21 protein-coding genes are annotated in these 21,329 nt (G+C 58.1%); 14 read left to right on the top strand and 7 right to left on the bottom strand.

Going from position 1 to position 21,329, the window contains the following annotated elements:
* Positions 1–90: 90 nt before the first annotated feature.
* From ACZ1GS_RS16420 to ACZ1GS_RS16380, 9 genes are all read left to right on the top strand, one after another.
* Positions 91–390, top strand: coding sequence for a GIY-YIG nuclease family protein (locus ACZ1GS_RS16420; protein WP_472696243.1), 300 nt, complete (start codon positions 91–93; stop codon positions 388–390).
* A 93-nt stretch (positions 391–483) separates the two neighbouring features.
* A complete protein-coding gene (locus tag ACZ1GS_RS16415) occupies positions 484–3,270 on the top strand; it encodes a 2-oxoglutarate dehydrogenase E1 component (protein WP_472696242.1) in 2,787 nt (928 codons plus the stop codon).
* A 45-nt stretch (positions 3,271–3,315) separates the two neighbouring features.
* Positions 3,316–4,554, top strand: coding sequence for a 2-oxoglutarate dehydrogenase complex dihydrolipoyllysine-residue succinyltransferase (gene odhB / locus ACZ1GS_RS16410; protein WP_472696241.1), 1,239 nt, complete (start codon positions 3,316–3,318; stop codon positions 4,552–4,554).
* A 93-nt stretch (positions 4,555–4,647) separates the two neighbouring features.
* Positions 4,648–4,941 (top strand): GIY-YIG nuclease family protein, encoded by a 294-nt coding sequence (locus ACZ1GS_RS16405; RefSeq protein WP_472696240.1) that lies wholly within the window; start codon positions 4,648–4,650, stop codon positions 4,939–4,941.
* 61 nt (positions 4,942–5,002) lie between these two features.
* A complete protein-coding gene (lpdA, locus tag ACZ1GS_RS16400) occupies positions 5,003–6,409 on the top strand; it encodes a dihydrolipoyl dehydrogenase (protein ID WP_472696239.1) in 1,407 nt (468 codons plus the stop codon).
* Positions 6,409–7,071 carry a trimeric intracellular cation channel family protein gene (locus ACZ1GS_RS16395; protein ID WP_472696238.1) on the top strand — a complete coding sequence of 221 codons (663 nt, stop codon included), beginning with the start codon at positions 6,409–6,411 and terminating at the stop codon, positions 7,069–7,071. The genes lpdA and ACZ1GS_RS16395 overlap by 1 nt, the downstream gene beginning before the upstream one ends.
* Before the next feature lie 26 nt (positions 7,072–7,097).
* Entirely contained in the window at positions 7,098–8,444 is a 1,347-nt protein-coding gene (locus tag ACZ1GS_RS16390) for an amidase family protein (protein ID WP_472696237.1), read from the top strand.
* Between the two features lie 13 nt (positions 8,445–8,457).
* Positions 8,458–9,147, top strand: coding sequence for a PepSY domain-containing protein (locus ACZ1GS_RS16385; protein ID WP_472696236.1), 690 nt, complete (start codon positions 8,458–8,460; stop codon positions 9,145–9,147).
* On the top strand, positions 9,144–9,776 hold the full coding sequence (locus tag ACZ1GS_RS16380; protein WP_472696235.1) for a trimeric intracellular cation channel family protein: 633 nt from the start codon (positions 9,144–9,146) through the stop codon (positions 9,774–9,776). Before ACZ1GS_RS16385 ends, ACZ1GS_RS16380 begins: the two co-directional genes overlap by 4 nt.
* On the opposite strand, the gene sppA is transcribed toward ACZ1GS_RS16380, so the two are convergent.
* The 7 genes from sppA to ACZ1GS_RS16345 form a co-directional block, all read right to left on the bottom strand.
* Positions 9,749–11,635, bottom strand: a complete 1,887-nt coding sequence (sppA, locus tag ACZ1GS_RS16375) for a signal peptide peptidase SppA (RefSeq protein ID WP_472696234.1) — start codon at positions 11,633–11,635, stop codon at positions 9,749–9,751. The genes ACZ1GS_RS16380 and sppA overlap by 28 nt on opposite strands.
* A gap of 74 nt (positions 11,636–11,709) precedes the next feature.
* On the bottom strand, positions 11,710–12,351 hold the full coding sequence (locus ACZ1GS_RS16370; RefSeq protein WP_472696233.1) for an NrsF family protein: 642 nt from the start codon (positions 12,349–12,351) through the stop codon (positions 11,710–11,712).
* A gap of 1 nt (position 12,352) precedes the next feature.
* Positions 12,353–12,877, bottom strand: a complete 525-nt coding sequence (locus tag ACZ1GS_RS16365; protein ID WP_472696232.1) for a sigma-70 family RNA polymerase sigma factor — start codon at positions 12,875–12,877, stop codon at positions 12,353–12,355.
* Positions 12,878–12,904: 27 nt separating this feature from the next.
* Positions 12,905–13,345: a DoxX family protein gene (locus ACZ1GS_RS16360; protein WP_472696231.1), complete on the bottom strand. Its 441-nt coding sequence runs from the start codon at positions 13,343–13,345 to the stop codon at positions 12,905–12,907.
* A gap of 4 nt (positions 13,346–13,349) precedes the next feature.
* A complete protein-coding gene (locus tag ACZ1GS_RS16355) occupies positions 13,350–14,084 on the bottom strand; it encodes an HvfC/BufC family peptide modification chaperone (RefSeq protein WP_472696230.1) in 735 nt (244 codons plus the stop codon).
* A complete protein-coding gene (gene bufB / locus ACZ1GS_RS16350) occupies positions 14,068–14,958 on the bottom strand; it encodes an MNIO family bufferin maturase (RefSeq protein WP_472696229.1) in 891 nt (296 codons plus the stop codon). Before bufB ends, ACZ1GS_RS16355 begins: the two co-directional genes overlap by 17 nt.
* A gap of 99 nt (positions 14,959–15,057) precedes the next feature.
* Positions 15,058–15,354 (bottom strand): BufA1 family periplasmic bufferin-type metallophore, encoded by a 297-nt coding sequence (locus ACZ1GS_RS16345; protein ID WP_472696228.1) that lies wholly within the window; start codon positions 15,352–15,354, stop codon positions 15,058–15,060.
* Positions 15,355–15,682: 328 nt separating this feature from the next.
* Here ACZ1GS_RS16345 and groES point away from each other — a divergent pair, with 328 nt between their 5' ends.
* From groES to ACZ1GS_RS16320, 5 genes are all read left to right on the top strand, one after another.
* Positions 15,683–15,973: a co-chaperone GroES gene (groES, locus tag ACZ1GS_RS16340; protein ID WP_472696227.1), complete on the top strand. Its 291-nt coding sequence runs from the start codon at positions 15,683–15,685 to the stop codon at positions 15,971–15,973.
* 119 nt (positions 15,974–16,092) lie between these two features.
* Positions 16,093–17,748 carry a chaperonin GroEL gene (groL, locus tag ACZ1GS_RS16335; RefSeq protein ID WP_472696226.1) on the top strand — a complete coding sequence of 552 codons (1,656 nt, stop codon included), beginning with the start codon at positions 16,093–16,095 and terminating at the stop codon, positions 17,746–17,748.
* Between the two features lie 189 nt (positions 17,749–17,937).
* Positions 17,938–18,477 carry a hypothetical protein gene (locus ACZ1GS_RS16330; RefSeq protein WP_472696225.1) on the top strand — a complete coding sequence of 180 codons (540 nt, stop codon included), beginning with the start codon at positions 17,938–17,940 and terminating at the stop codon, positions 18,475–18,477.
* Between the two features lie 91 nt (positions 18,478–18,568).
* On the top strand, positions 18,569–19,363 hold the full coding sequence (locus ACZ1GS_RS16325; protein WP_472696224.1) for a lysostaphin resistance A-like protein: 795 nt from the start codon (positions 18,569–18,571) through the stop codon (positions 19,361–19,363).
* A gap of 87 nt (positions 19,364–19,450) precedes the next feature.
* Positions 19,451–21,307: a DUF885 domain-containing protein gene (locus ACZ1GS_RS16320; protein WP_472696223.1), complete on the top strand. Its 1,857-nt coding sequence runs from the start codon at positions 19,451–19,453 to the stop codon at positions 21,305–21,307.
* The last annotated feature ends 22 nt before the right edge of the window (positions 21,308–21,329 follow it).

Genomic DNA, 21,329 nt, shown 5'->3' with positions numbered 1-21,329 from the left:
TTTGAAAACATATGTGTCCCTGCGCAGGCAGGGACCTTCTCGAAATCGGAAGAAAGGTCCCCGCCTGCGCGGGGACACAGGAAGGTTGGGATGGGAGCGTTAAAACCCGAATTTGCGTACATCATGGCGAATCGGAAAAACGGTCCGATTTATATCGGTTCTACAAGCGATCTGATCAAAAGAGTTTATCAGCATCGAAACCGATTGGTCGAAGGGTTTACGAAAACATATCATTGCTGTTTGCTGGTTTGGTTCAAAGCATATGACGATATTCAGGAAGCACGGGATACAGAGCGACGAATGAAAAAGTGGGACAGGTCTTGGAAGACCAAGCGGATTGAAGAGCAAAATCCAGAATGGCGCGACCTCTGGCCTGACATAATAAAGTAGCAGTATTCCCGCGCAGGCGGGAATCTGTTGCGCTGATCGACGGGAGATTCCCGCCTTCGCGGGAATACAAGCAATATAAAGCGGATCAAGACTATGGGCTTTGAAAATCAGGAATTTGGTGTTGGCTCCGAAAAGGAACCGGGCCCCAGCTGGCAGAAGAAACATTGGCCGGTCGACGATGCCGATGAACTGAACAGCGCGCTGGACCCCACGCAAATGGGTGTCGAGATCAAGGCGGCTGCCGCGAAATCGGGTGTGACAATGTCCGATGCCGAAGTGGCGCTGGCGGCCGAGAAATCGATCCGCGCGATGATGCTGATCCGGACCTACCGCGTGCGCGGGCATCTCGGTGCCCATCTTGATCCGCTGGGGCTTTCCAAGCTGGAGGAACCGGCGGATCTGACTCCGGAATTTCACGGTTTCAAGGCCGATGAAATGGACAAGCCTGTCTATCTCGGCGGCGTGCTGGGGTTCGAAACTGCGTCCATCCGCGAGATCGAGACCGTGTTGCGGGCCAATTATTGCGGTTCGGTGGGCCTTGAATATATGCATATCGCCGACACCGAAGAGCGGCGCTTTTTGCAGGACCGGATGGAAGGCAAGGACGCCGCGATCCAGTTTACCCCGGAAGGCAAGAAAGCGATCCTCAACAAGGTGATCGAGGGCGAGGAATATGAAGCGTTTCTCGGCCGCAAATATGTCGGCACGAAACGGTTCGGACTCGATGGCGGCGAATCGATGTTGCCGGCGCTCGAGAATATCATCAAATATGGCGGCCAGTCGGGTGTCCGTGATATTGTCTATGGCATGGCGCATCGCGGGCGGTTGAACATTCTCGCCAATGTCATGGCGAAGCCCTATAAAGTGATCTTCCACGAATTTCATGGCGGTTCGGCCAATCCGGAGGATGTTGGCGGGTCCGGCGATGTCAAATATCATCTCGGCACGTCGAGCGATCGCGAATTTGACGGGATTAGCGTCCATATGTCGCTGGTGCCCAACCCGTCCCATCTCGAAGCGGTGGATCCGGTGGTGCTCGGCAAGGTCCGCGCGCAACAGGTGGCGCGTGATGATCTGGAAAAGCATGATCAGGTTCTGCCAGTGCTGATCCACGGGGATGCGGCCTTTGCCGGGCAGGGTATTGTCTGGGAATGTCTCGGTTTCTCGGGCATCCGCGGCTATAATACTGGCGGCTGTATCCATTTCGTCATCAACAACCAGATCGGGTTCACCACCAGTCCGCAATTTGCGCGTTCCTCGCCTTACCCGTCCGATGTGGCGAAAGGCGTGCAGGCGCCGATTTTCCATGTCAATGGCGACGATCCCGAAGCGGTGACCTTTGCCTGCAAGATTGCGATCGAGTTTCGCCAGCGGTTCAACCGCGACATTGTTATCGACATGTGGTGCTATCGCCGCTTTGGCCATAATGAAGGCGACGAACCCAGCTTTACGCAGCCGATCATGTATGCCGCGATCAAGAAACATCCCAAGGTCAGCACGCTTTATGAGCAACGGCTGATCGAGGAAGGCGTGATCGACGGCGACTGGGCCACCGGCACCCGCAAGGCCTTTGCCGATCATCTCGAAACCGAGTTCAAGGCGGCAGCGGATTACAAGGCAGACAAGGCCGACTGGTTTGGCGGACGCTGGCAGGGTCTGCATGCCCCGGCCGATCCGGAAACCGCGCGGCGCAATGTCGAGACCGCGATTGATGGCAAGCTGTTTGACAGTCTCGGCCGGACGCTGACCACGGTGCCCGACGGCCATGCGATTCACAAGACGCTCGGCCGGGTGCTCGATGCCAAGGCGAAGATGTTCGAAACCGGGGAAAATTTCGACTGGGCGACCGGCGAGGCCCTGGCTTATGGTTCGCTGGTTGCGGAAGGGTATAATGTGCGCCTGTCCGGCCAGGATAGCGGACGCGGGACCTTTTCGCAGCGCCATGCCGTCTGGGTCGATCAGCAAAGCGAAGAAAAATATGTCCCGCTCAGCACCGTTCCGCACGGCCGGTTCGAAGTGCTCGACAGTCCGTTGAGCGAATATGGCGTGCTCGGCTTCGAATATGGCTATGCCGGCGCTGATCCGAAAACACTGGTCCTGTGGGAAGCGCAATTTGGTGATTTTGCCAATGGCGCGCAGATCATGATTGATCAGTTCATTGCCAGCGGTGAAGCGAAATGGCTCCGCGCCAACGGGCTCGTGATGCTGTTGCCGCACGGCTATGAAGGGCAGGGGCCGGAGCATAGTTCGGCGCGGCTCGAACGCTTTTTGCAACTCTGCGCCCAGGACAATATCCAGGTCGCGAATATCACCACCCCGGCCAATTATTTCCACGTTCTGCGCCGCCAGATGCTGCGCAGTTTCCGCAAGCCGCTGGTGATCATGACACCCAAGTCGCTGCTCCGTCACAAGTCGGCCGTATCGAGCGCCGAAGAGTTTCAGGGCGATCATCACTTCATGCGGATCAAGTCGGATCTCAATCCGCCGGCCGACAAGGATGTGAAACGGCTGGTGCTCTGTTCCGGCAAGGTCGCTTATGATCTGATGGAAGCGCGTGACGCAGCAAAGGACAAGAACACCGCGATTGTCCGGATCGAACAGCTCTATCCGTTCCCGTCCGAGCCGCTCGTGGTCCGGCTGAAACGGATGAAAAATCTCGAAACACTGGTCTGGGCCCAGGAAGAGCCGCGCAATAATGGCAGCTGGCATTTCGTGCGGCCCTATCTTGAGGACTGTCTGGAACAGGCGAAAGTCGGTCCGGCTGATCCGGTCTATGCCGGACGGGTGGCCAGCGCCTCGCCGGCTACTGGTCTGGCGTCGCGGCACAAGGACCAGCAGGAGCAGCTGGTTGCGGAAGCGTTGGGGCATCCGGTAAAATAGTGATTATGTGTGGAAAATTCCGCCGATGAAAGTGAGCATAAGACGATGGCAACAGATGTAAAAGTCCCGGTACTGGGCGAATCGATAACCGAAGCAACACTGGGCGAATGGCTCAAGCAGCCAGGCGACAGTGTGGCTGCCGATGAACCGATCGCGAGCCTCGAAACCGACAAGGTCGCCCTGGAAGTGCCTGCGCCGGAAGCCGGCGTGCTCGGCGCGCTGCAGGTCGAAGTCGGCGATACGGTCGAAGTTGGCGCGGTCATCACCACGATCGAAGCCGGAAGCGGCGGCGGTACGGCCAAAGCGGCGCCAAAAGCCGACGCGGCACCAGCGCCCGCAGCTGCCGCCGAACCCGCTGACAGCACGGCGGCGATGACCTTGTCTCCGGCGGTACGCCGCCTGGTGCTCGAACATGGGGTTGACCCCAGCCAGATCAAGGGCACCGGCAAGGACGGCCGCCTGACCAAGGATGATGTCGAGCAATATGTGAAAAGTGGTGCCCCGGCCCCGCTGGTCGAGAAAGGCAGTGCCAAGGGCGCTGAGCCGTCCGTGGTTGCAGCGGCTCCGGCAGCAGGCGGGACCCGCAATGAAGAGCGGGTCCGGATGACCCGGCTCCGGCAGACCGTTGCCAAGCGCCTGAAAGAAGCCCAGGACACGGCCGCGCTGCTGACGACCTTCAACGATGTCGACATGACCGCGGTAATGGAAACGCGCAGCAAGTATAAGGAGCTGTTTGCCAAGAAACATGGCGTCAAACTGGGCTTCATGGGCTTTTTCGCCAAAGCCGCCTGTCTCGCGCTGAAAGATGTTCCGTCGGTCAATGCGCAGATTGATGGCGATGAGATTGTCTATCATGACTATGTTGATATTTCGGTCGCGGTGAGCGCTCCCAATGGTCTGGTTGTGCCGGTGATCCGTAATGCCGAAGCGATGAGCTTTGCCGATGTCGAGAACACGATCGGCGATTTTGGCAAGCGGGCCAAGGATGGCACGCTGACCATGGCCGACATGAAGGGTGGTACGTTCACCATTTCCAACGGCGGCGTGTTCGGGTCGCTGATGTCGACACCGATCATCAACCCGCCACAATCCGCGGTGCTCGGCCTGCACCGGATCGAGCAGCGTCCGGTGGTGATGCCGGATGGCTCGATTGAGGCGCGTCCGATGATGTATCTGGCGCTCAGCTATGACCACCGCCTGATCGACGGCCGCGAAGCGGTGACATTCCTGGTCCGGATCAAGGAAGCGATTGAGGATCCGACCCGGCTTTTGATTGATTTGTAGGATTTGTGATTGGCGATTCTGCGAACGTGAGAGGAGTTCATATTTGTGCTCCGGGCGCAGACCCGGAGCGCCGAAGGTTCAAGACAAGGGCAAATGGGCAACAAACCGGGCTATGTTTATCTGATGGCGAACCGTCAGCGGGGCAAAACTTATCTGGGGGTCACAAGCAATCTGCCAAAACGGACTTTTGAACACCGTAACGGACTGATGGCAGGATATTCCAAGGACACCGGGTGTAAAATTTTGGTTTGGTATGAAGAATTTGACGATATTCAGGATGCCCGGAACAAGGAACGACAAATGAAAAAATGGCATCGAAACTGGAAAATCGAATTGATTGAGCAAAATAATCCCCAGTGGAACGATTTATTTGAAAGCTTGTTTTAGGTAACGATTGCGCTCTGGCGCCAGCGCTCCGGGTCTTCGCCCGGAGCACAAAGAGGAAAATATGACCGACAATTTTGACTATGATGTTCTGGTAATCGGCTCCGGCCCCGGCGGCTATGTCGCGGCTATTCGCGCCGCGCAACTGGGTTTGAAAACCGCTTGTGTGGAGAGTCGCGAGACATTGGGTGGCACCTGTCTGAATGTCGGCTGCATCCCGTCCAAGGCGATGCTGCATGCTTCGGAGCTTTATCATGAGGCGCATAGCGGCGCGCTCGAGAAATTCGGTATCAAGCTGACCGGTGCCAAGCTGGATCTCAAACAGATGCACGCGGAAAAATCCAAGGCAGTCGAAGAACTGACCGGCGGCATTGCGTTTCTGTTCAAGAAGAACAAGGTCGAATGGCTCAAGGGCCGCGGCGCGTTTGAAAGCGCGAACAGCGTGAAGATTGGGGACAAGACGGTCACCGCGAAAAACATCATCATCGCCACCGGCTCGTCGGTCACCCCGCTGCCCGGTGTCGAGATTGACAACAGCAAGCATGTCGTCGTTGACAGCACCGGGGCGCTCGAATTGCCGAAAGTGCCAAACCATATGGTGGTGATTGGCGGCGGCGTGATCGGGCTCGAACTGGGTTCGGTCTGGCTGCGGCTGGGCGCGAAGGTGACGGTGGTCGAATATCTCGACCAGATCCTGCCCGGCATGGATGGCGATATCCGCAAGGACAGCGCGCGCATTTTCAAGAAACAGGGCTTTGACATCAAAACCGGCACCAAGGTGACCGGCGTGTCGGTCAAGGGCAAGAAAGCGACGCTGACCGTGGAACCGGCCAAGGGCGGGGATGCCGAAACCATCGAAGCGGATGCCGTGCTGGTGGCGATCGGCCGCAAGCCCAATACCGATGGCCTGGCGCTCGACAAGGCGGGCCTGGAAACCAACAAGCACGGCCAGATTGAAGTCGGTCATGATTTCCAGACTGCGGTCAAAGGCGTCTATGCGATTGGCGACGTCACGCCCGGACCGATGCTCGCGCACAAGGCCGAGGATGAAGGCATTGCCGCGGCGGAATTTGTCGCGGGGCAGCAGGGCATTGTGAACCATGATCTGATCCCCGGGGTGGTCTATACCTATCCGGAAATCGCTTCGATCGGCAAAACCGAGGAAGAAGTGAAGGACAGCGGTTTGGCTTATAAAGTCGGCAAATTTCCCTTTGCCGGCAATAGCCGGGCGAAAACCAACCGCGACACCGATGGCTATGTGAAGGTGATTGCCGATGCCGAGACCGATCGCGTGCTCGGCGCGCATATCATCTCGTCGCTGGCCGGCACCTTGGTTGCCCAGGTAACACAGGCGATGGAATTCGGCACGACATCGGAAGATATTGCCTATACCTGCCATGCCCATCCGACGCACAGCGAAGCGGTCAAGGAAGCCGCCATGGCGGTTCAGGGCAAGCCGATACATATTTAGTGCTGCCTGAATTGCCGAGCGCCGCGGTGGATATCAACATCTCCCTTGAACCGGTGCTCGGGGCCCTCAATTACATCGCCATCGCTTTTTTTGCCGCAACCGGTGCGCTGGCGGCGGCGCGGAAAAATCAAACCATCGTGACCTTTGTCTTTCTTGGCCTGGTCGTGGGGATGGGCGGCGGCACGGTGCGCGACATCATGATCGATGCGCCGCTTTTCTGGACCCAATCCAATGCGCTTCCGATCGTCGCGATTATCGCTTCCATGATGGTCTGGTTCGTTCCGTCGAGCTGGTGGCGCGAAAATATGCTGGACTGGTTCGATGCTGTCGGGCTCTCTGCCTATGCGGTCTATGGAGCTGCAAAGGCTCTCGAATATGGCGTCAATCCGGCTCCTGCGATCCTGATTGGCTGCATCGCTGCGGTTGCCGGCGGGATATTGCGCGATATTATCGTCGGGGAAACCACTTTGGTCATGGGTGAGAATATCTATATTTCAGCCGGATTTCTAGCATCGGCCTCGTTCATTGTCCTTACGGTTCTGTCAGTGCCGGTATCGGTTGCCGGTGTGATAGGAGCGCTAGCGGGGTTTCTCCTGCGCGGAGCGGCTATTCGTTACAATCTGCGCCTTCCGGCCTATAAATGGAACCTGCCCGACAAATAGAATGATAGTTGAGAGAAGGATGATCGATGACCCGGCTAACCGACGAACCCTCCGCAACCCAAATCGCAGCTGACATAACGTCAGGCAAAATAACATCTGTTGAGGCAACCGAAGCCGCCATTGCGCGCATCGAGCAACTGGATGGCCCCATAAACGCTGTCGTCGTTCGTGATTTTGTTCGCGCGATGGATCAGGCGCGCCAAGCCGATGCGCGGCGAGCGAGTGGCGATACGGCACCGTTGCTTGGCGTGCCGATGACAATCAAGGAAAGCTTTGATGTCACGGGCTTGCCGACCACCTGGGGCCTCGAGCACGCCCGCAACAATATCGCGCAGTCGGATGCCATTGTCGTGCAGCGATTGAAACGGGCTGGTGTTGTCATTCTGGGCAAGACTAATGCGCCGCCCGAATTGGCCGATTGGCAATCGAACAACCCGATCTATGGCCGCACCCATAATCCGCATGATCTCGACCGTTCGCCCGGGGGCTCATCCGGCGGCTCGGCCGCCGCCGTTGCGAGCGGCATGGTGGCCTGCGAATTTGGCAGCGACATTGGTGGGTCCATCCGGGTGCCCGCACATTATTGCGGGGTCTGGGGCCACAAACCGACTTTTGATATCATCACGCTGGAAGGACATGGCTATCCCGGAACGGACTCGGCGCGACCGGCATTGTCGGTATGCGGGCCGCTCGCACGGTCGGCGGAAGATCTCGCGACCTTGCTCTCGGTCACGCTTGACCACCCGCTGCCTCGGCAGGACATGCAAATCAAGGGTGCAAAATATCTGTTGATCGACGAACAGCCGATGGTCGGATGCGCCAGCGCCTATCGCGCGGAACTCGATCGGGTGGCTGGACTGATTGAGGATGCCGGGGGGCAGGTTGACCGCCGCAGTGATCTGGTTCCTGATCTTGAACAGTCCCATCAGAGCTATCTCAAAATGCTCAATATTGCGATGGCGGGCGGCATGCCTGCGCCCGATGGCACGCAGGCTACAGCGCGCGACTGGTTTGATCTGTGCGATATACAGGCGCGCATTTATCGCCAATGGCGATATCTGTTTGGCGAATTTGATTTTGTCCTTGCCCCGGTCAGCGCAACGCCCGCCTTCCCGCATCATGAGGGGCAAGTGTTTCAGGGTAACATAGCTGTCGATGGCGCTGATTTGCCCGCCGCTCCGCAGCTCGCCTGGGCCGGAATCATAACCTTTCCGGGACTGCCCGCAACGGTTTTGCCGATCGGGGAAGTCGACGGTCTGCCGGTCGGGATGCAGGTGATCGGAGACAAATTTCAGGACTATCAAACTATCGATGGCGCGCGCCAGATCGGGGCGCTATTGGGCGGAGCAACAGGCGGCTCCCCCTCTTCATAGCGAGACCCGGACGATGGCGATCAAACATAAATTATTCTTCAAATGGCATATCTGGCTCGGCTGGCTGATCGGCGTGCCGCTGATATTGTGGACCGCCTCGGGCCTGTTCATGGTGGCCCGCCCGATCGAAGAAGTGCGCGGCACCCATTTGCGGGCTGAAGCACAGGATCTGGCGATGACCTATGAAAATATCGTGCTGTTTGCCGATAATGGCAATGCGGTCACCAGCGCGCGGTTGATCCAGCAGGGCCAGATGCCGGTATGGATCGTGACCTATGATGAGGGTCAAACCCAGCGCTATAACGCCAGCTCGGGGAAAGCCTTGGCGCCGATCACCAAGCAGACCGCGCGGCGCGCGGCTGAGCAGCTGTATCTGCCAAATGAACCGGTGCAATCGACGCGGCGATTTGCGGCCGATCAATCGCCTTCCGATCTGCGGCGGGAGATTGCCTCGTGGCAGGTCCGGTTTGCCGACGGCACGCATGTCTATATCAACGCGGATACTGGTGAGACCCTGGCAGTCCGCACGCGGTTCTGGCGGGCGTTCGATTTTATGTGGGGGCTTCACATCATGGATCTGCAAACCCGAGAGGATAGCAGCCATCCGATCCTGATCGGGTCGGCCGCGCTGGCGTTGTTCGGATCGATCCTCGGATTTGTAATGCTGTTTACCCGCCGCCGCCGGAGCAAAATAGCGCCATGAACAGTGCGATACTCTATAGCGCTCTCGGCTGGCTTGACCTGTTCGGCATTGCGGTATTTGCGATTTCCGGGGCGCTGGTCGCGGCGCGCAATGGCCAGACCCTGGTGACCTTTGCCTTTTTCGCGCTGGTCACCGGTGTCGGCGGCGGCACGGTGCGGGATCTGCTCATCGACGCGCCGGTCTTCTGGGTGCAGGACAGCCGGGTGCCGATTCTGTGTCTCGCGATTGCGCTGATCGTCTGGATAACCCCGGTGCGAATCTGGCGCGCCGGCGCGGTTGACTGGTTTGATGCGATCGGACTGGCCGCCTATTCGGTCTTTGGTGCAGCCAAGGCGTTGCAGCTGGGCATTGATCCGGTTCCGGCGGCGATCATGGGGGTTATCACCGCCTGTGTGGGTGGCGTCATTCGCGATCTGATTGCCGGCGAACCGTCGATCATCGTCCGCCCCGAGCTCTATGTCACCGCAGGTGCACTGGCGGCTTTCGCCTTTGTCGGGCTGGCCCAGACCGGCATGCCCGGCATCGTGGCGGCGGGCACCGCAGCGGCGGCGGGCTTTGCCCTGCGCGCGCTGGCCATTGTCAAAGGCTTGTCGCTACCGGCTTATCGCGCCGCGGACGACAAGGCATAGCTGCGCAGCAGATCGAACAGGTTAGGAGTCGTTGGCGTCGGGGCTGCGATCTCGCTGGTGCATTCCAGACAGAGCGCCTGGATATCCTCGCGGGTCATCAGCCCCCGGGCGGTTGAAAGGGCCTGACCGAACATCGCCTTTTGTTGCCGCGCAACCCAACCGACCATGCTTGTCACCGGCGGTTGCTCCGCCGTCACAAAGGGCAGGCCGCTAACTGGCAGCCATTTGAACGTCGGTGTCGCTTCGAGATATTTGGCGTGATAGGCACCTTCCTCGAGATTCGCGCGCTTCGCTGCTTCGGCGAGCGCCTCTGGCATGCCGCCGAAACTGTCCACCAGCCCCAGTTGTCGCGCGGTGCCGCCGTCCCAGACACGGCCCTGACCGACTTCGTCCACTTGTGCGTTGGTCTTGTTTCGCGCCTTGCCGACCAGCGAGAGAAAATCTTCATAGCTATTCTCGACCCCGGCTTGCAAAACCGTGTTGAGATCATCGCTGAACCCGCCGATAAAATCGGGCTGGCCGGATAGCGGTGTCGTCTGGACGCCGTCGGCGGTCACGCCCCATTTGGACAGGGCTTTTTCGAAGCTTGGCAGAACCGCGAAGACGCCGATCGAACCGGTAATCGTATCGGGTTGCGCGACAATATGATCGCCAGCCGCCGCGATCCAGTAACCGCCGCTGGCCGCGACATCACCCATAGATATCACGATCGGCAGGCCGGCTTTCTTGATATCGGCGAGCGCCAGGCGGATTTCTTCGCTGGCAAAGGCGGACCCGCCCGGCGAATCCACGCGGACCACCAGCGCCTTGATCTCTTCTGCTTCGAGCGCTTGATAAATCTGCTCGGCAATCCGGCCACTGGCCGCCGTGCCGGGGCCGGTCTTGCCGCTGATAATTTCGCCAGCGACGGTGATCACACCGATCGCATCGCCGCTGGTTGAGGGCGGATTCGCGGCGAGAAAATCATCATAGGCAATGGCCTTGAAACTGTCGGGTGAGGGCGTGTTGTCCACCCCAACCTTGCTTGCGACATGGCGCCCGAACGCCACCCGGTCGCCAATCTTGTCGACCAGTTTCTGCTGGGTTGCAATCGTGGCATAGTCGCCCCGCGCGGTCTGCACAAAGCGCGCCGGGTCCTTGGCATAGGGTTCGATAATTGCGGCTGGTCGCGCCTTTTTGACTTCCTCGACCCAGTTATGCCAGAGCACGGCGTAGAGCGCCTCGGATGCCTCCTTGGCTTCCGGCGACTGGTCGGCCCGCAAATAGGGTTCGACGGCGCTTTTATAGGTGCCGACGCGATAGATATGAGCGGTTATGCCCAATTGCTCGATCAGGTTTTTGTAATAGAGGCGGCTGCCACCGGGCCCGGCAAAAATGATGCCGCCCATTGGATCCATCCAGATCTCGTCGGCATGCGCGGCGAGCTGATAGCTGTCATCGCTGTAGAAACTGGCATAGGCGTAGATGGGTTTGCCGGCCTTTTTGACATTGGCAAGCGAGGCGCCGATCGCGCTCAGGCTGGTCTGGCCGCCGCCAATAAAGCTGCTGAGGTCGAGCACCACCGCCTTGACCCGGTCGTCGTCAACCGCCGCATCGACGGCGCGGACGACATCGCGCAGGCGATATTCGCGTATACCATTGTCCTGACCGCTGAGAAATGTGCTGATATCGGGCTGGCTTGGTTGTTCCACGACGACCCCTTGCAGATCAAGGTGCAGCGCACCGTCACTGATCGCAGCGACATTGGGCCGCACCGAAAGCAAGGCATAGAGGACAGCAAAAAACAGCAGCATCGCAATCAGGACCAGTCCGTCCTTGATCGCGACGAGAAATTTCCAGGCAGCGCGGGCAAATTGCATTCTAGTTCAACTCCACAGAAAAGCGGCAGACCGTTGCCGACCTGCCGCTGTAATATGGGTATGATTGGCTGAAATTACCAGCGGATAAGGCGGGGAACCACAATCCGTCCAACAATGGCACTGACCAGAACCGGAAGGGTAAACCACAATCCGATATAATAGATGTCGTTAAACGGGCAGAAAATATTGTAAGCGGCGGCACCGAGGGCACCCGCTGCAATGCCGACCAGCCAGCCGGCGCGTTCCGGAGAGGTGGGTGCGCCCTGCCGCAGCCATGTCGTCAGGCCGCCCCCAATAGCAAGCGCTGACATCAAGCTGACGGTCAGGCAGCGCAGACCCTCATTGGGCCGCAAGGCTTCGATGGGCGGCGTGTTGATCGCGCTCATGATTGCTGCCGTCAGCGGGAACAGGCCAGCGGTGACCAGCGCCCAGATCCAGCCGCGGTTGAGATTGCCGACGCCGGGGCGGGCCATATTGGCCGCGGCAAAAGCGGTGGCGACACCAAGCATCAACAGGACGCCGCTACGCAGGAAGAACATCTCGTCCGCCATGCCCATGGCCAGATCGCCGCGGACACCCAGGAAATAGGCGACGCTGGCGCAGGCGCCCAACGTCAACAATCCGGCAACCGCTAGGCCACCCGATGGTTTCAGCGTGCGTACCGGGGCGAGATCCTCGACCAGGTCATCAATCAGGCTGTTTGCTACTTCACTCATTTCATTCACTCTCGATAAGGGCGCTCATCTTCTTGAGCCCCCGATGGATATTAACTTTCACCAGTGATTCCGACTGGCCGGTTTTGGCGGCGGCTTCCGCGATGCTGAGGCCTTCAATCTTGACCATCGCAATCACATCCGCCTGTTTTTCCGGGATCATCCCGAGCAGCCGTTCGAGGCTGACCTTGGCGCTCACCGTTTCTTCCTGCGGATCAGCGACCAGCTCTTCGTTGAGTTCGCCATGTTCGTGGCGATAAATCTTGCGCAGTCCGTCGATCCAGCGATAGCGGCCGATTGCGGCGAGCCAGGGCAGAAACGCTTTGCTTGGATCATAACTGGCCCGCTTGCGGTGCAGCGAGATCAGGGTCTCTTGCACCAGATCATCGACTTCTGCCGGGTTGATCTTCCGCGCATAATAGCGACGCAGCCATTTTTCGCATTCGGTCAGCAGGCTGGTATAGCAAAGCTTGTCGCCGCCCTGGGCCTTGATCATCAAGTGCCGCAATGTTTCTTCATTGGCGATCATCTATGCTCTCCCAGCCTGTCTGCTCGCTTAGCCCAGTTTTCCACCGATCAGCTTGTCGACGGACAGGAGTCCACCGCCGCGCGTGATCAGCACCAGAGCCAGGGCAACCCAGACAATGTGCACCGACCACCAGGCTTCGGGATAGACGAAAAACTGGATGACCAGCGTCATAACCAGCAGTCCGGCCGCGCCAAAGCGGGTCGCGAGACCCAGAACCAGCAGGATCGGAAAAAAATGTTCGGCATAAGTCGCGATAAGCCCGGTAATCTCGGGAAATGGCATGCCATATTCGTCGCGGAACAGGTCCACGGTCAGGTCCTTCATCGTCAGAAAACTGCCGTCTTCAACCTTGGTGCGGGCGGACCGCCAGAATATGCCGGCCAGAGCAACGCGTGCAAATAGCAGCGCAATCGCTTCCGGAACGGCACCGCTGACCATATCGGTCGCTTTCTTAATCAAATTCGTCATCAGGTTACCTCTTCATCAATATGCCGGCCTGGATCAGCGTAATTATCTGCGCCATGGCCTGACTTTCATCATCTTGTTCACTACCCTGTTCGATGGTCAGCGCCAGAAGGTTACCCATAGTTGAAATATTTGCAATTTTTTCCACGATTTGATGCGTCGTGCGCGCGATCGGGTGAAACAGGACTTCCGCTTCGGGACGGGCGACCATCAACGCATCGGGCGCTTCTTCGCCCAGTTCCGCCAGTTCCGGTGACAGGGGGCCGGACAGCGCAATCAGCCGCATCGCGGGGTGCACGGCAATCGGAAAGGCCAGCAGACTTGCTTCGTCGAGCGTTGCAATATCGTTCAGCGTCATCGCCGCGGCTTCGGTGCTGTGGTAGCTTTCGATCCACGCCCATTCGATACGGGCGAGATCGATTTCGGTTGCCGGCCGGTCGCGCTGCTGCAGGAAATCGGCAAACTCGGCGGCGATACTGTTCATATCGCAGGTCATAATATGGTCCTGGTCGATATAGTCGCGCGACAAGGCGTGAAACGGTTCGTGCCCGAGATGGGCATAAAGCTTCGGATAAGCATGTTCCAACGCCACTAGCCGGGCATGGGATATCGTGTTGGCATGGGCTTTCAGGCCCAGCATTGCGCGATCCGCATCTTCGGAAAATAATTCTGCCGGAAAATGTGCAGGCCCCTTTTGCAGGCATGCGATGAAGCGGGCCTGGCTATCAGCGAGCGAGGACATGGGCAGGCTCGGTCTCGGCGCCGGTCTGGCGAAACAGGATTGTCTCGATTTTGCTAGCTTCCGCCATCAGGACGTCATAGTCGGGAATATCCGTGTCCCATTCAATCAGCGTGGGTTTCGGTCCGGCGCGGTCGATAAAGCGCTGGTAAAGCGCCCAGGTCACATCACTGACCGTCGAGCCATGATCATCGATCAGCAACGGGCCGCTGGCATGCTCTTCCCGCGCGTGGCCCGCAAGATGCATTTCGCCGACCACGGCGGGATCAATCGCATCAATATAGGCGTCCATGTCGAGCCCGACATTGGTGGCCGTGACTTCGACATTGTTAATGTCAAACAGCAGCCCGCAGCCGGCCTGCTTGCACAGCGCCATGATAAAGTCGGTTTCCGTCATTTCGTCATCGCGATAGCTGAGATAGCGGGACGGGTTCTCGATCAGAATTGACCGTTTCAGCCGGTCCTGCACGCGGCCGATCTGCACCGCGAAATGATCAAGCGATTCCTGCGTGTAGGGAATGGGCAGCAGATCGGGATAGCGATCATGGGCATTGCCGCTCCAGCTGAGATGGTCGGACACCATCGCCGGATGGTAGCGATCACACAGGGCTGCAATCTGGTCCAGCTCGTCTTCATTCAGGCCATCGGCTGATCCTAGCGAGAGGCCGACGCTGTGAAAACTGAGCGGATAGACCTCGGCGATGGCGGTCAGCCAACGATGGAGCGGGCCACCATCGCCGAAGTAATTCTGTGGATGAACCTCAACCCATCCGGGTTTGCTCGCGCCGTCTTCCTCACTCAGAACATCATTATAATGCACTGACTTCAGACCTATGCCACAGGATGGAGGGAGGGAGTATGGCACAGACGTTTTCATAGCGGACGGTTCAAGCTTTTGAGGTTTGAATTGCGGTTGCATCCACAAAACCTAAACGATTTTCTTGCCGAAAGAAACGGTTCCGGCAAATATCGGGGTTCAGCCTTTCCGCGGAACCGGCTTGCTATTGCCTTTTTTCGCGGTCAGCGAACCACCGGCTTTTACGCACGCGCCCTTGGCGACATATTTCCAGGCATTGCCCTGATAATTGGCGGTCGAGGTACCGGCACAGCTGGTGCCTGGTCCGGCGGCACAATCATTCTTGCCTTTCAGCGCGATGCCGAAACATTTTTCCTTGGCACCGGCAGCAACGGCGGTGGTGGGCGATACAGCGATGGTTGCAGCAGCGGCAAGGGCAGCAGCAGCGGCAGTGGCTTTGATCAGATTATGGGACATGGAATACTCCTTCAGGGGGTTGAATTGCAAAGCGCCTTTTTTGGGTGGCGCACTCCTGTCTTCGCAGATGCCGGTCCATTGGTTACACAGCAGACGGTTCCGGCCAGCCCGATTCCGCATAACGCCCGAAAAACCAGCAAAAATTATTTTCAAAAAAATTCTCATTTAATTGTGGGCCATGTCTTGACGGAACGGTTCCAGCGCCCATATGAGCCCTGTTAGCACTCGACTCCGAAGAGTGCTAATCCTCCATTGATAGTTTTCCCGATGGCTCGGGCTAAAGGAGCAGGGCCGCGGAAATGACAATTTGGACAAGAAAGGCAAACATATGAAATTTCGTCCACTACATGATCGTGTACTGGTTCGCCGCATCGAGGCCGATGCGAAAACCGCTGGCGGCATTATCATTCCGGATAGCGCACAGGAAAAACCATCCGAGGGCAAGGTTGTTGCTGTTGGCAGCGGTCTGAAAGACGACAATGGCAAAACCACAGCGCTCGACGTCAAAAAAGGCGACAGCATTCTGTTCGGCAAATGGTCCGGCACGGAAGTCACCGTCGAAGGCGAAGACCTGATCATCATGAAAGAAAGCGATATTCTCGGAATCATCGAGAAGTAAACGCGGTTTGAATCTCGTCATTCCAGCGCAAGCTGGAATCTCCCTCGGCAGTGTTTGGCCGAGAGGCACGAGATCCCGGTTTTCGCTGGGATGACGACTGTTAAAAAGGAAAGTAGAAAATGGCTGCTAAAGACGTAAAATTTGGTCGCGACGCACGCGAACGCATTTTGACCGGCGTGAACACGCTGGCCGACGCGGTAAAAGTAACCCTCGGTCCCAAAGGCCGTAACGTGGTTCTCGACAAATCCTTCGGCGCACCGCGCATCACCAAGGACGGTGTATCGGTTGCCAAGGAAATCGAACTGAAAGACAAGTTCGAAAATATGGGCGCCCAGATGCTCCGCGAAGTGGCATCGAAAACCAATGATGTTGCTGGCGACGGCACCACCACGGCGACCGTTCTGGCGCAGGCGATTGTCAAGGAGGGCATGAAGTCCGTATCCGCCGGCATGAACCCGATGGATCTCAAGCGCGGCATCGACCAGGCGGTTGATAAGGTTGTGGCTGACCTGCAAAAGCGTTCCAAGAACGTCAAGGGCAGCTCGGAAATCTCCCAGGTTGGCGTTATCTCTGCCAATGGTGACGAAGAAGTCGGTCAGAAAATTGCTGAAGCGATGGAAAAAGTCGGCAAAGAAGGCGTGATCACGGTGGAAGAAGCCAAGGGTCTCGACTTTGAACTCGACGTTGTCGAAGGCATGCAGTTTGACCGCGGTTACCTGTCGCCTTACTTCATCACCAACCCGGACAAGATGATTGCGGACCTCGAAAATCCCTACATCCTGATCCACGAGAAAAAGCTGACCAACCTGCAGCCTATGCTCCCAATCCTGGAAGCGGTTGTGCAGGCCGGACGTCCGCTGCTGATCATTGCTGAAGATATTGAAGGCGAAGCGCTGGCGACCCTGGTGGTCAACAAGCTGCGTGGCGGTCTGAAAATCGCAGCAGTGAAAGCGCCTGGTTTCGGTGATCGCCGCAAAGCGATGCTCGAAGATATCGCGATTCTCACCAAGGGTGAAATGATCTCCGAAGATCTCGGCATCAAGCTGGAAAGCGTAACGCTGAACATGCTCGGTGAAGCGAAAAATGTCACGATCGACAAAGACAACACCACCATTGTTGACGGTGCTGGCAAGTCGAAAGACATCAAGGCGCGTGTCGAAGCAATCCGTGCACAGATCGAAAACACCACGTCCGACTATGACAAGGAAAAGCTGCAAGAGCGTCTGGCGAAACTCGCTGGCGGTGTTGCCGTGATCAAAGTCGGCGGTGCGACCGAAGTTGAAGTGAAAGAGAAAAAGGATCGTGTTGACGATGCCTTGCACGCCACCCGCGCTGCGGTTGAAGAAGGTATCGTCCCTGGCGGCGGAACCGCACTGCTCTATGCAACGGCTGCTCTGAAAGGTCTCGAAGGCCATAATGACGACCAGACCCGCGGCATCGACATCGTGCGTAAAGCGCTGCAGGCGCCGGTTCGTCAGATTGCTGAAAATGCCGGTTTTGACGGCGCAGTGGTCGCTGGCAAATTGCTGGATCAGAAAGACAAGAACTACGGCTTCAACGCGTTTAGCGACAAGTACGAAGATCTCGTCAAATCCGGCGTGATCGACCCAACCAAGGTTGTGCGTGCTGCGTTGCAGGATGCCAGCTCGGTTGCCGGTCTGCTGATCACCACCGAAGCGGCTGTGTCCGAATTGCCGGACGACAAAGCCGGCGGCGCTCCTGCCATGCCTGACATGGGCGGCATGGGCGGCGGCATGGGCGGCATGGGCTTCTAAACCCGACCACCCGGTGCAAGCCGAACCTATCGAGAGGGGCTGGAAGGAAACTTCCGGCCCCTTTTTTTGTTTTCAGCGCCGGACCCAATCAGAATTTCCTAACCCTTTGCCGCTATCATCGGACCTGTCATTTTCTTGCCGGGAGGCCGGCGCGCTGAAACAGGAGGAGGGGCTGGGGTGAAGCTTTCAATGATCGGTTGGTTGTGCTTCGCTGCTGGCGCGATTGCCGCAGTTGCCGAACTTATACTCGCGCTCCTGGTTTCAGGAAGCACGATCGCCGAGGGCGTTGTCTATCAGCAGGGGCTGGCTGCACCCGAGATACTCGCGGTCGTGCGTCCGGAGGACAAGCCGGTTCGCATCATCCTGAAGGCAACCGGCGTGCGGCGCGGCACGGGAGTGTCGGACAGCGCAAACAGCGTCGCGATGACACTGCATTTCGGAGATACCCGGGAACCGGTCGAGCATGTCTTTCGGCCCCGCAGCAAAGCCAATTCGAGCCAGCCCAATTATTTCAACAGCTATATCCCGCTGGCTATGGACGACCGCCCGGCAGGAAACTGGCGTCTGTCGCTCGCCGTCAAGCCGGGGGCCAATGTCGCGCTTGAAAAAGTCACCCTGCAAGTCCGTGCCAATAGCCGGTCGCCCAACCGGACTTGGCTCCTGATCGCGTGCGGCCTGGCCGTGCTTGGCTTCGCGACCGGATTGATCGGGCGGCGATCAGGATCCTGACCGGTCTCCGCAGAGAAACGGTCAAAACTTTGCGGCGAGGACCGAGCATGCCATAGGTCGATCGGACCGGATAGCGAGCAGGGACCGATCAGTGCAGCATCATGACCAGAATAACGCCCGGATTGTCCGCCCATGGCCGTTGACCGGCGCGACTCTACTGGGCCTCCTGTTGTTCAGCCTGGCTCAGTTTGGTCCCAGTCTCTCTGCCGCTGCCGGGATATTCGGAATCGGTCTGTTCGGTCTGACTCTGTGGTCCTTGCGGTCCGATCCGCCCCGCCCGGTGCTGGCCCCAGCCCTGGTCGGCGCGCTGCTCACCTATGCCGGTTTCGGACTGGTGATCTGGCCGCTGGCTTTTCTGGTTCCCCTGATTGCGGTCGCGCTGCTGGGCCTGTCCACCCGCATCGGCGGCGAATGGTCAGACGCGCTGCGGTTCGGGAAATTCGGATCGGTCGAAGCGCTGCTGGTGGTCGCGATCAGTTTACTGTCCGGCGGTGCGCTTTATCTCTGGGCAGTGACGCTGGAGCCTGATCTGTCGGGTCTGCAAGCGATGCTGCCGAGTCTGTCTCTTGCGGGCCTGGTGGCGACCGGGTTTGGATTTGCCGTGCTCAATGCCTTGATGGAAGAGTTTATCTGGCGCGGGGTGCTGCAACAATGGCTGAAGACCCTGATGCCGACCGTGCTCGCGATTATCGTTCAGGCGCTTTCCTTCGGTGTGATCCATTGGGTGAGTGGTTTCCCGAGCGGATTGATTGGCGCATCGCTGGCGACCGTCTATGGATTGATGCTCGGCGCGCTGGCGCAGCGGTCGCAGGGTCTCGGGGCGCCGATTGTTGCCCATATTTTCGCTGACGCGATGATCTTCGGGATTCTCGTCACCTTCTCGTGATGCGGCCGGCGGCGAACGCATATTCCCAAAGCCGTTCGACTATGCCATGCGGTTGCCAGACCATTTTTCGCACAAGGATCTGATGACATGACCAAATTCCTCCCCATGATACTGGCCTCCACCGCAATGGCCGGACTGGCGGTTGCTTCGCCGAGTGCTGCGGCACAAGCCTCCGAAGCCCGCGTGGTCGATGCCATGGTCTCCGAGAGCGAGCGCCTGAATATCTGGTTCGACGAGAAATTTGAGGAACAGCTCGCCTTCAGTCCAATCACCCAGACTTTTCTCGGCCGCAAAACCGCTTATGACCAGATTGACGACTTCTCGATCGCCGCCGCCGATCGGCAGTTGCAGTGGATGCGCGATGCCACTGCGGAAATGAAGCGCAGCTTTGATTATGACAAATTGTCATCCGACGCGAAAATTTCGTGGGATATGTGGCTTTACCGACTGGAGACCGCAGAAGCCGGCGTACCGTTTCGGCAAAATACCTATGTGTTGCATCAATTTAACGGCCAGCAATCCTTTTTCCCCACGTTTCTGATCAATCAGCATCGCGTCGCAAGCGATGCCGACATGGTGGCGTTTATCGCCCGCCTGAACGGCAGTGCGCGCGCGCTGGACCAGCTGCTTGCCCGCGCCCAGAGCAATGCCGAATCCGACACGCGTCCGCCGCGATTTGCCTATGAAGGGGTGATCGAACAGTCCGAAAAAATCACGACCGGCGCGCCATTTGACGATGGTGCGGCCTCGGCCTTGTGGGAAGCGACCGAGAACAAGCTGGCGGCGCTGGTCAAAGCCGGAACGATTACGCAGAGCCGGTCCGATGCCCTGAAAGCCGAGGCCCGCACGGCGCTCGTCGAAACCGTGAAGCCCGCCTATGAGCGGATCATTACCTGGTTCAAGGCAGATCTCGCCAACACGCCGGAAGCCTCTTTTGGCGTGTCCGCGCTGCCCAATGGCGAGGCCTTTTACAATTACCGCCTGGCCAATCAAACCACCACCAGCCTGACGGCTGACCAGATACATGCTATCGGTTTGTCCGAAGTGACGCGCATTCGCAGCGAGATGGAAGCGATCAAGGACAAAGTGTCATTCGAAGGCGATTTGCAGGCTTTCTTCACGTTCCTGCGGGAAGATGATCAGTTCTATTTTTCGAACGATGACAAGGGCGCACAGGATTATATTGATACGGCCGAGAAACATCTCGCGTTTATCAAGACTCGCCTGCCCGACTTTTTCGGCACCCTGCCCAAAGCGGATCTGGTGGTGAAGCGAGTGGAGCCGTTTCGCGAGCAGGACGGCGCCGCCCAGCATTATCGGTCCGGAACACCGGACGGCAGCCGCCCGGGCACTTATTATGCCCATCTGTCCGATATGCGCGCCATGCCGATTCACAGCCTCGAAGTGATCGCTTATCATGAAGGCAATCCGGGCCATCATATGCAAAGCTCGATTGCACAGGAGCTTACCGGGATTCCGAAATTCCGTGCCCAGGGCGGCTATATCCCGGCCTTTGGCGAAGGATGGGCGCTCTATTCCGAGCTTCTGTCCAAGGAAATGGGGGCCTATGAAAATCCCTATTCCGATTTCGGCCGGCTCACCACCGAGATCTGGCGCGCGATCCGGCTTGTGGTCGACACCGGTCTCCACTCGAAAGGCTGGACCGAAGAACAGGCCGTCGCCTATTTCCTCGCTAACTCGCCGATACCGGAAACCGCTGTGCGCAGTGAAGTGCGCCGCTATCTGGTGATGCCGGGACAAGCGACAAGCTATAAAATCGGCATGCTCAAGATTCAGGAATTGCGCGCGCGCGCGGAAAAGGAACTGGGCGACGATTTTGACATTCGCGGCTTTCATGACACGGTTCTGGGCGGCGGATCGGTGCCGTTGAACATCCTCGAAACCATGGTCGATCAATGGATCGCCGGCGTGAAGGGCGCTTAGCCATAATCAGCGGCCGGAGGAT

It is taken from the genome of Parasphingorhabdus sp. W113 (assembly GCF_055693205.1).
The sequence above is the reverse complement of the archived record's forward strand: the minus strand, read 5'-3'. Positions and strand labels throughout refer to the sequence as shown.

What these genes read in the sequence shown, in the direction of transcription:
- ACZ1GS_RS16415 (WP_472696242.1), top strand. Translation starts at nt 484, where the DNA reads ATGGGCTTTGAAAATCAGGAATTTGGTGTTGGCTCCGAAAAGGAACCG.
- bufB (WP_472696229.1), bottom strand. Translation starts at nt 14,958, where the DNA reads ATGAAAACGTCTGTGCCATACTCCCTCCCTCCATCCTGTGGCATAGGT.
- ACZ1GS_RS16405 (WP_472696240.1), top strand. Translation starts at nt 4,648, where the DNA reads ATGGGCAACAAACCGGGCTATGTTTATCTGATGGCGAACCGTCAGCGG.
- ACZ1GS_RS16385 (WP_472696236.1), top strand. Translation starts at nt 8,458, where the DNA reads ATGGCGATCAAACATAAATTATTCTTCAAATGGCATATCTGGCTCGGC.
- ACZ1GS_RS16360 (WP_472696231.1), bottom strand. Translation starts at nt 13,345, where the DNA reads ATGACGAATTTGATTAAGAAAGCGACCGATATGGTCAGCGGTGCCGTT.
- ACZ1GS_RS16380 (WP_472696235.1), top strand. Translation starts at nt 9,144, where the DNA reads ATGAACAGTGCGATACTCTATAGCGCTCTCGGCTGGCTTGACCTGTTC.
- ACZ1GS_RS16330 (WP_472696225.1), top strand. Translation starts at nt 17,938, where the DNA reads ATGATCGGTTGGTTGTGCTTCGCTGCTGGCGCGATTGCCGCAGTTGCC.
- lpdA (WP_472696239.1), top strand. Translation starts at nt 5,003, where the DNA reads ATGACCGACAATTTTGACTATGATGTTCTGGTAATCGGCTCCGGCCCC.
- ACZ1GS_RS16320 (WP_472696223.1), top strand. Translation starts at nt 19,451, where the DNA reads ATGACCAAATTCCTCCCCATGATACTGGCCTCCACCGCAATGGCCGGA.
- ACZ1GS_RS16355 (WP_472696230.1), bottom strand. Translation starts at nt 14,084, where the DNA reads ATGTCCTCGCTCGCTGATAGCCAGGCCCGCTTCATCGCATGCCTGCAA.
- ACZ1GS_RS16345 (WP_472696228.1), bottom strand. Translation starts at nt 15,354, where the DNA reads ATGTCCCATAATCTGATCAAAGCCACTGCCGCTGCTGCTGCCCTTGCC.
- ACZ1GS_RS16390 (WP_472696237.1), top strand. Translation starts at nt 7,098, where the DNA reads ATGACCCGGCTAACCGACGAACCCTCCGCAACCCAAATCGCAGCTGAC.
- ACZ1GS_RS16420 (WP_472696243.1), top strand. Translation starts at nt 91, where the DNA reads ATGGGAGCGTTAAAACCCGAATTTGCGTACATCATGGCGAATCGGAAA.
- ACZ1GS_RS16370 (WP_472696233.1), bottom strand. Translation starts at nt 12,351, where the DNA reads ATGAGTGAAGTAGCAAACAGCCTGATTGATGACCTGGTCGAGGATCTC.
- groL (WP_472696226.1), top strand. Translation starts at nt 16,093, where the DNA reads ATGGCTGCTAAAGACGTAAAATTTGGTCGCGACGCACGCGAACGCATT.
- ACZ1GS_RS16365 (WP_472696232.1), bottom strand. Translation starts at nt 12,877, where the DNA reads ATGATCGCCAATGAAGAAACATTGCGGCACTTGATGATCAAGGCCCAG.
- sppA (WP_472696234.1), bottom strand. Translation starts at nt 11,635, where the DNA reads ATGCAATTTGCCCGCGCTGCCTGGAAATTTCTCGTCGCGATCAAGGAC.
- odhB (WP_472696241.1), top strand. Translation starts at nt 3,316, where the DNA reads ATGGCAACAGATGTAAAAGTCCCGGTACTGGGCGAATCGATAACCGAA.
- groES (WP_472696227.1), top strand. Translation starts at nt 15,683, where the DNA reads ATGAAATTTCGTCCACTACATGATCGTGTACTGGTTCGCCGCATCGAG.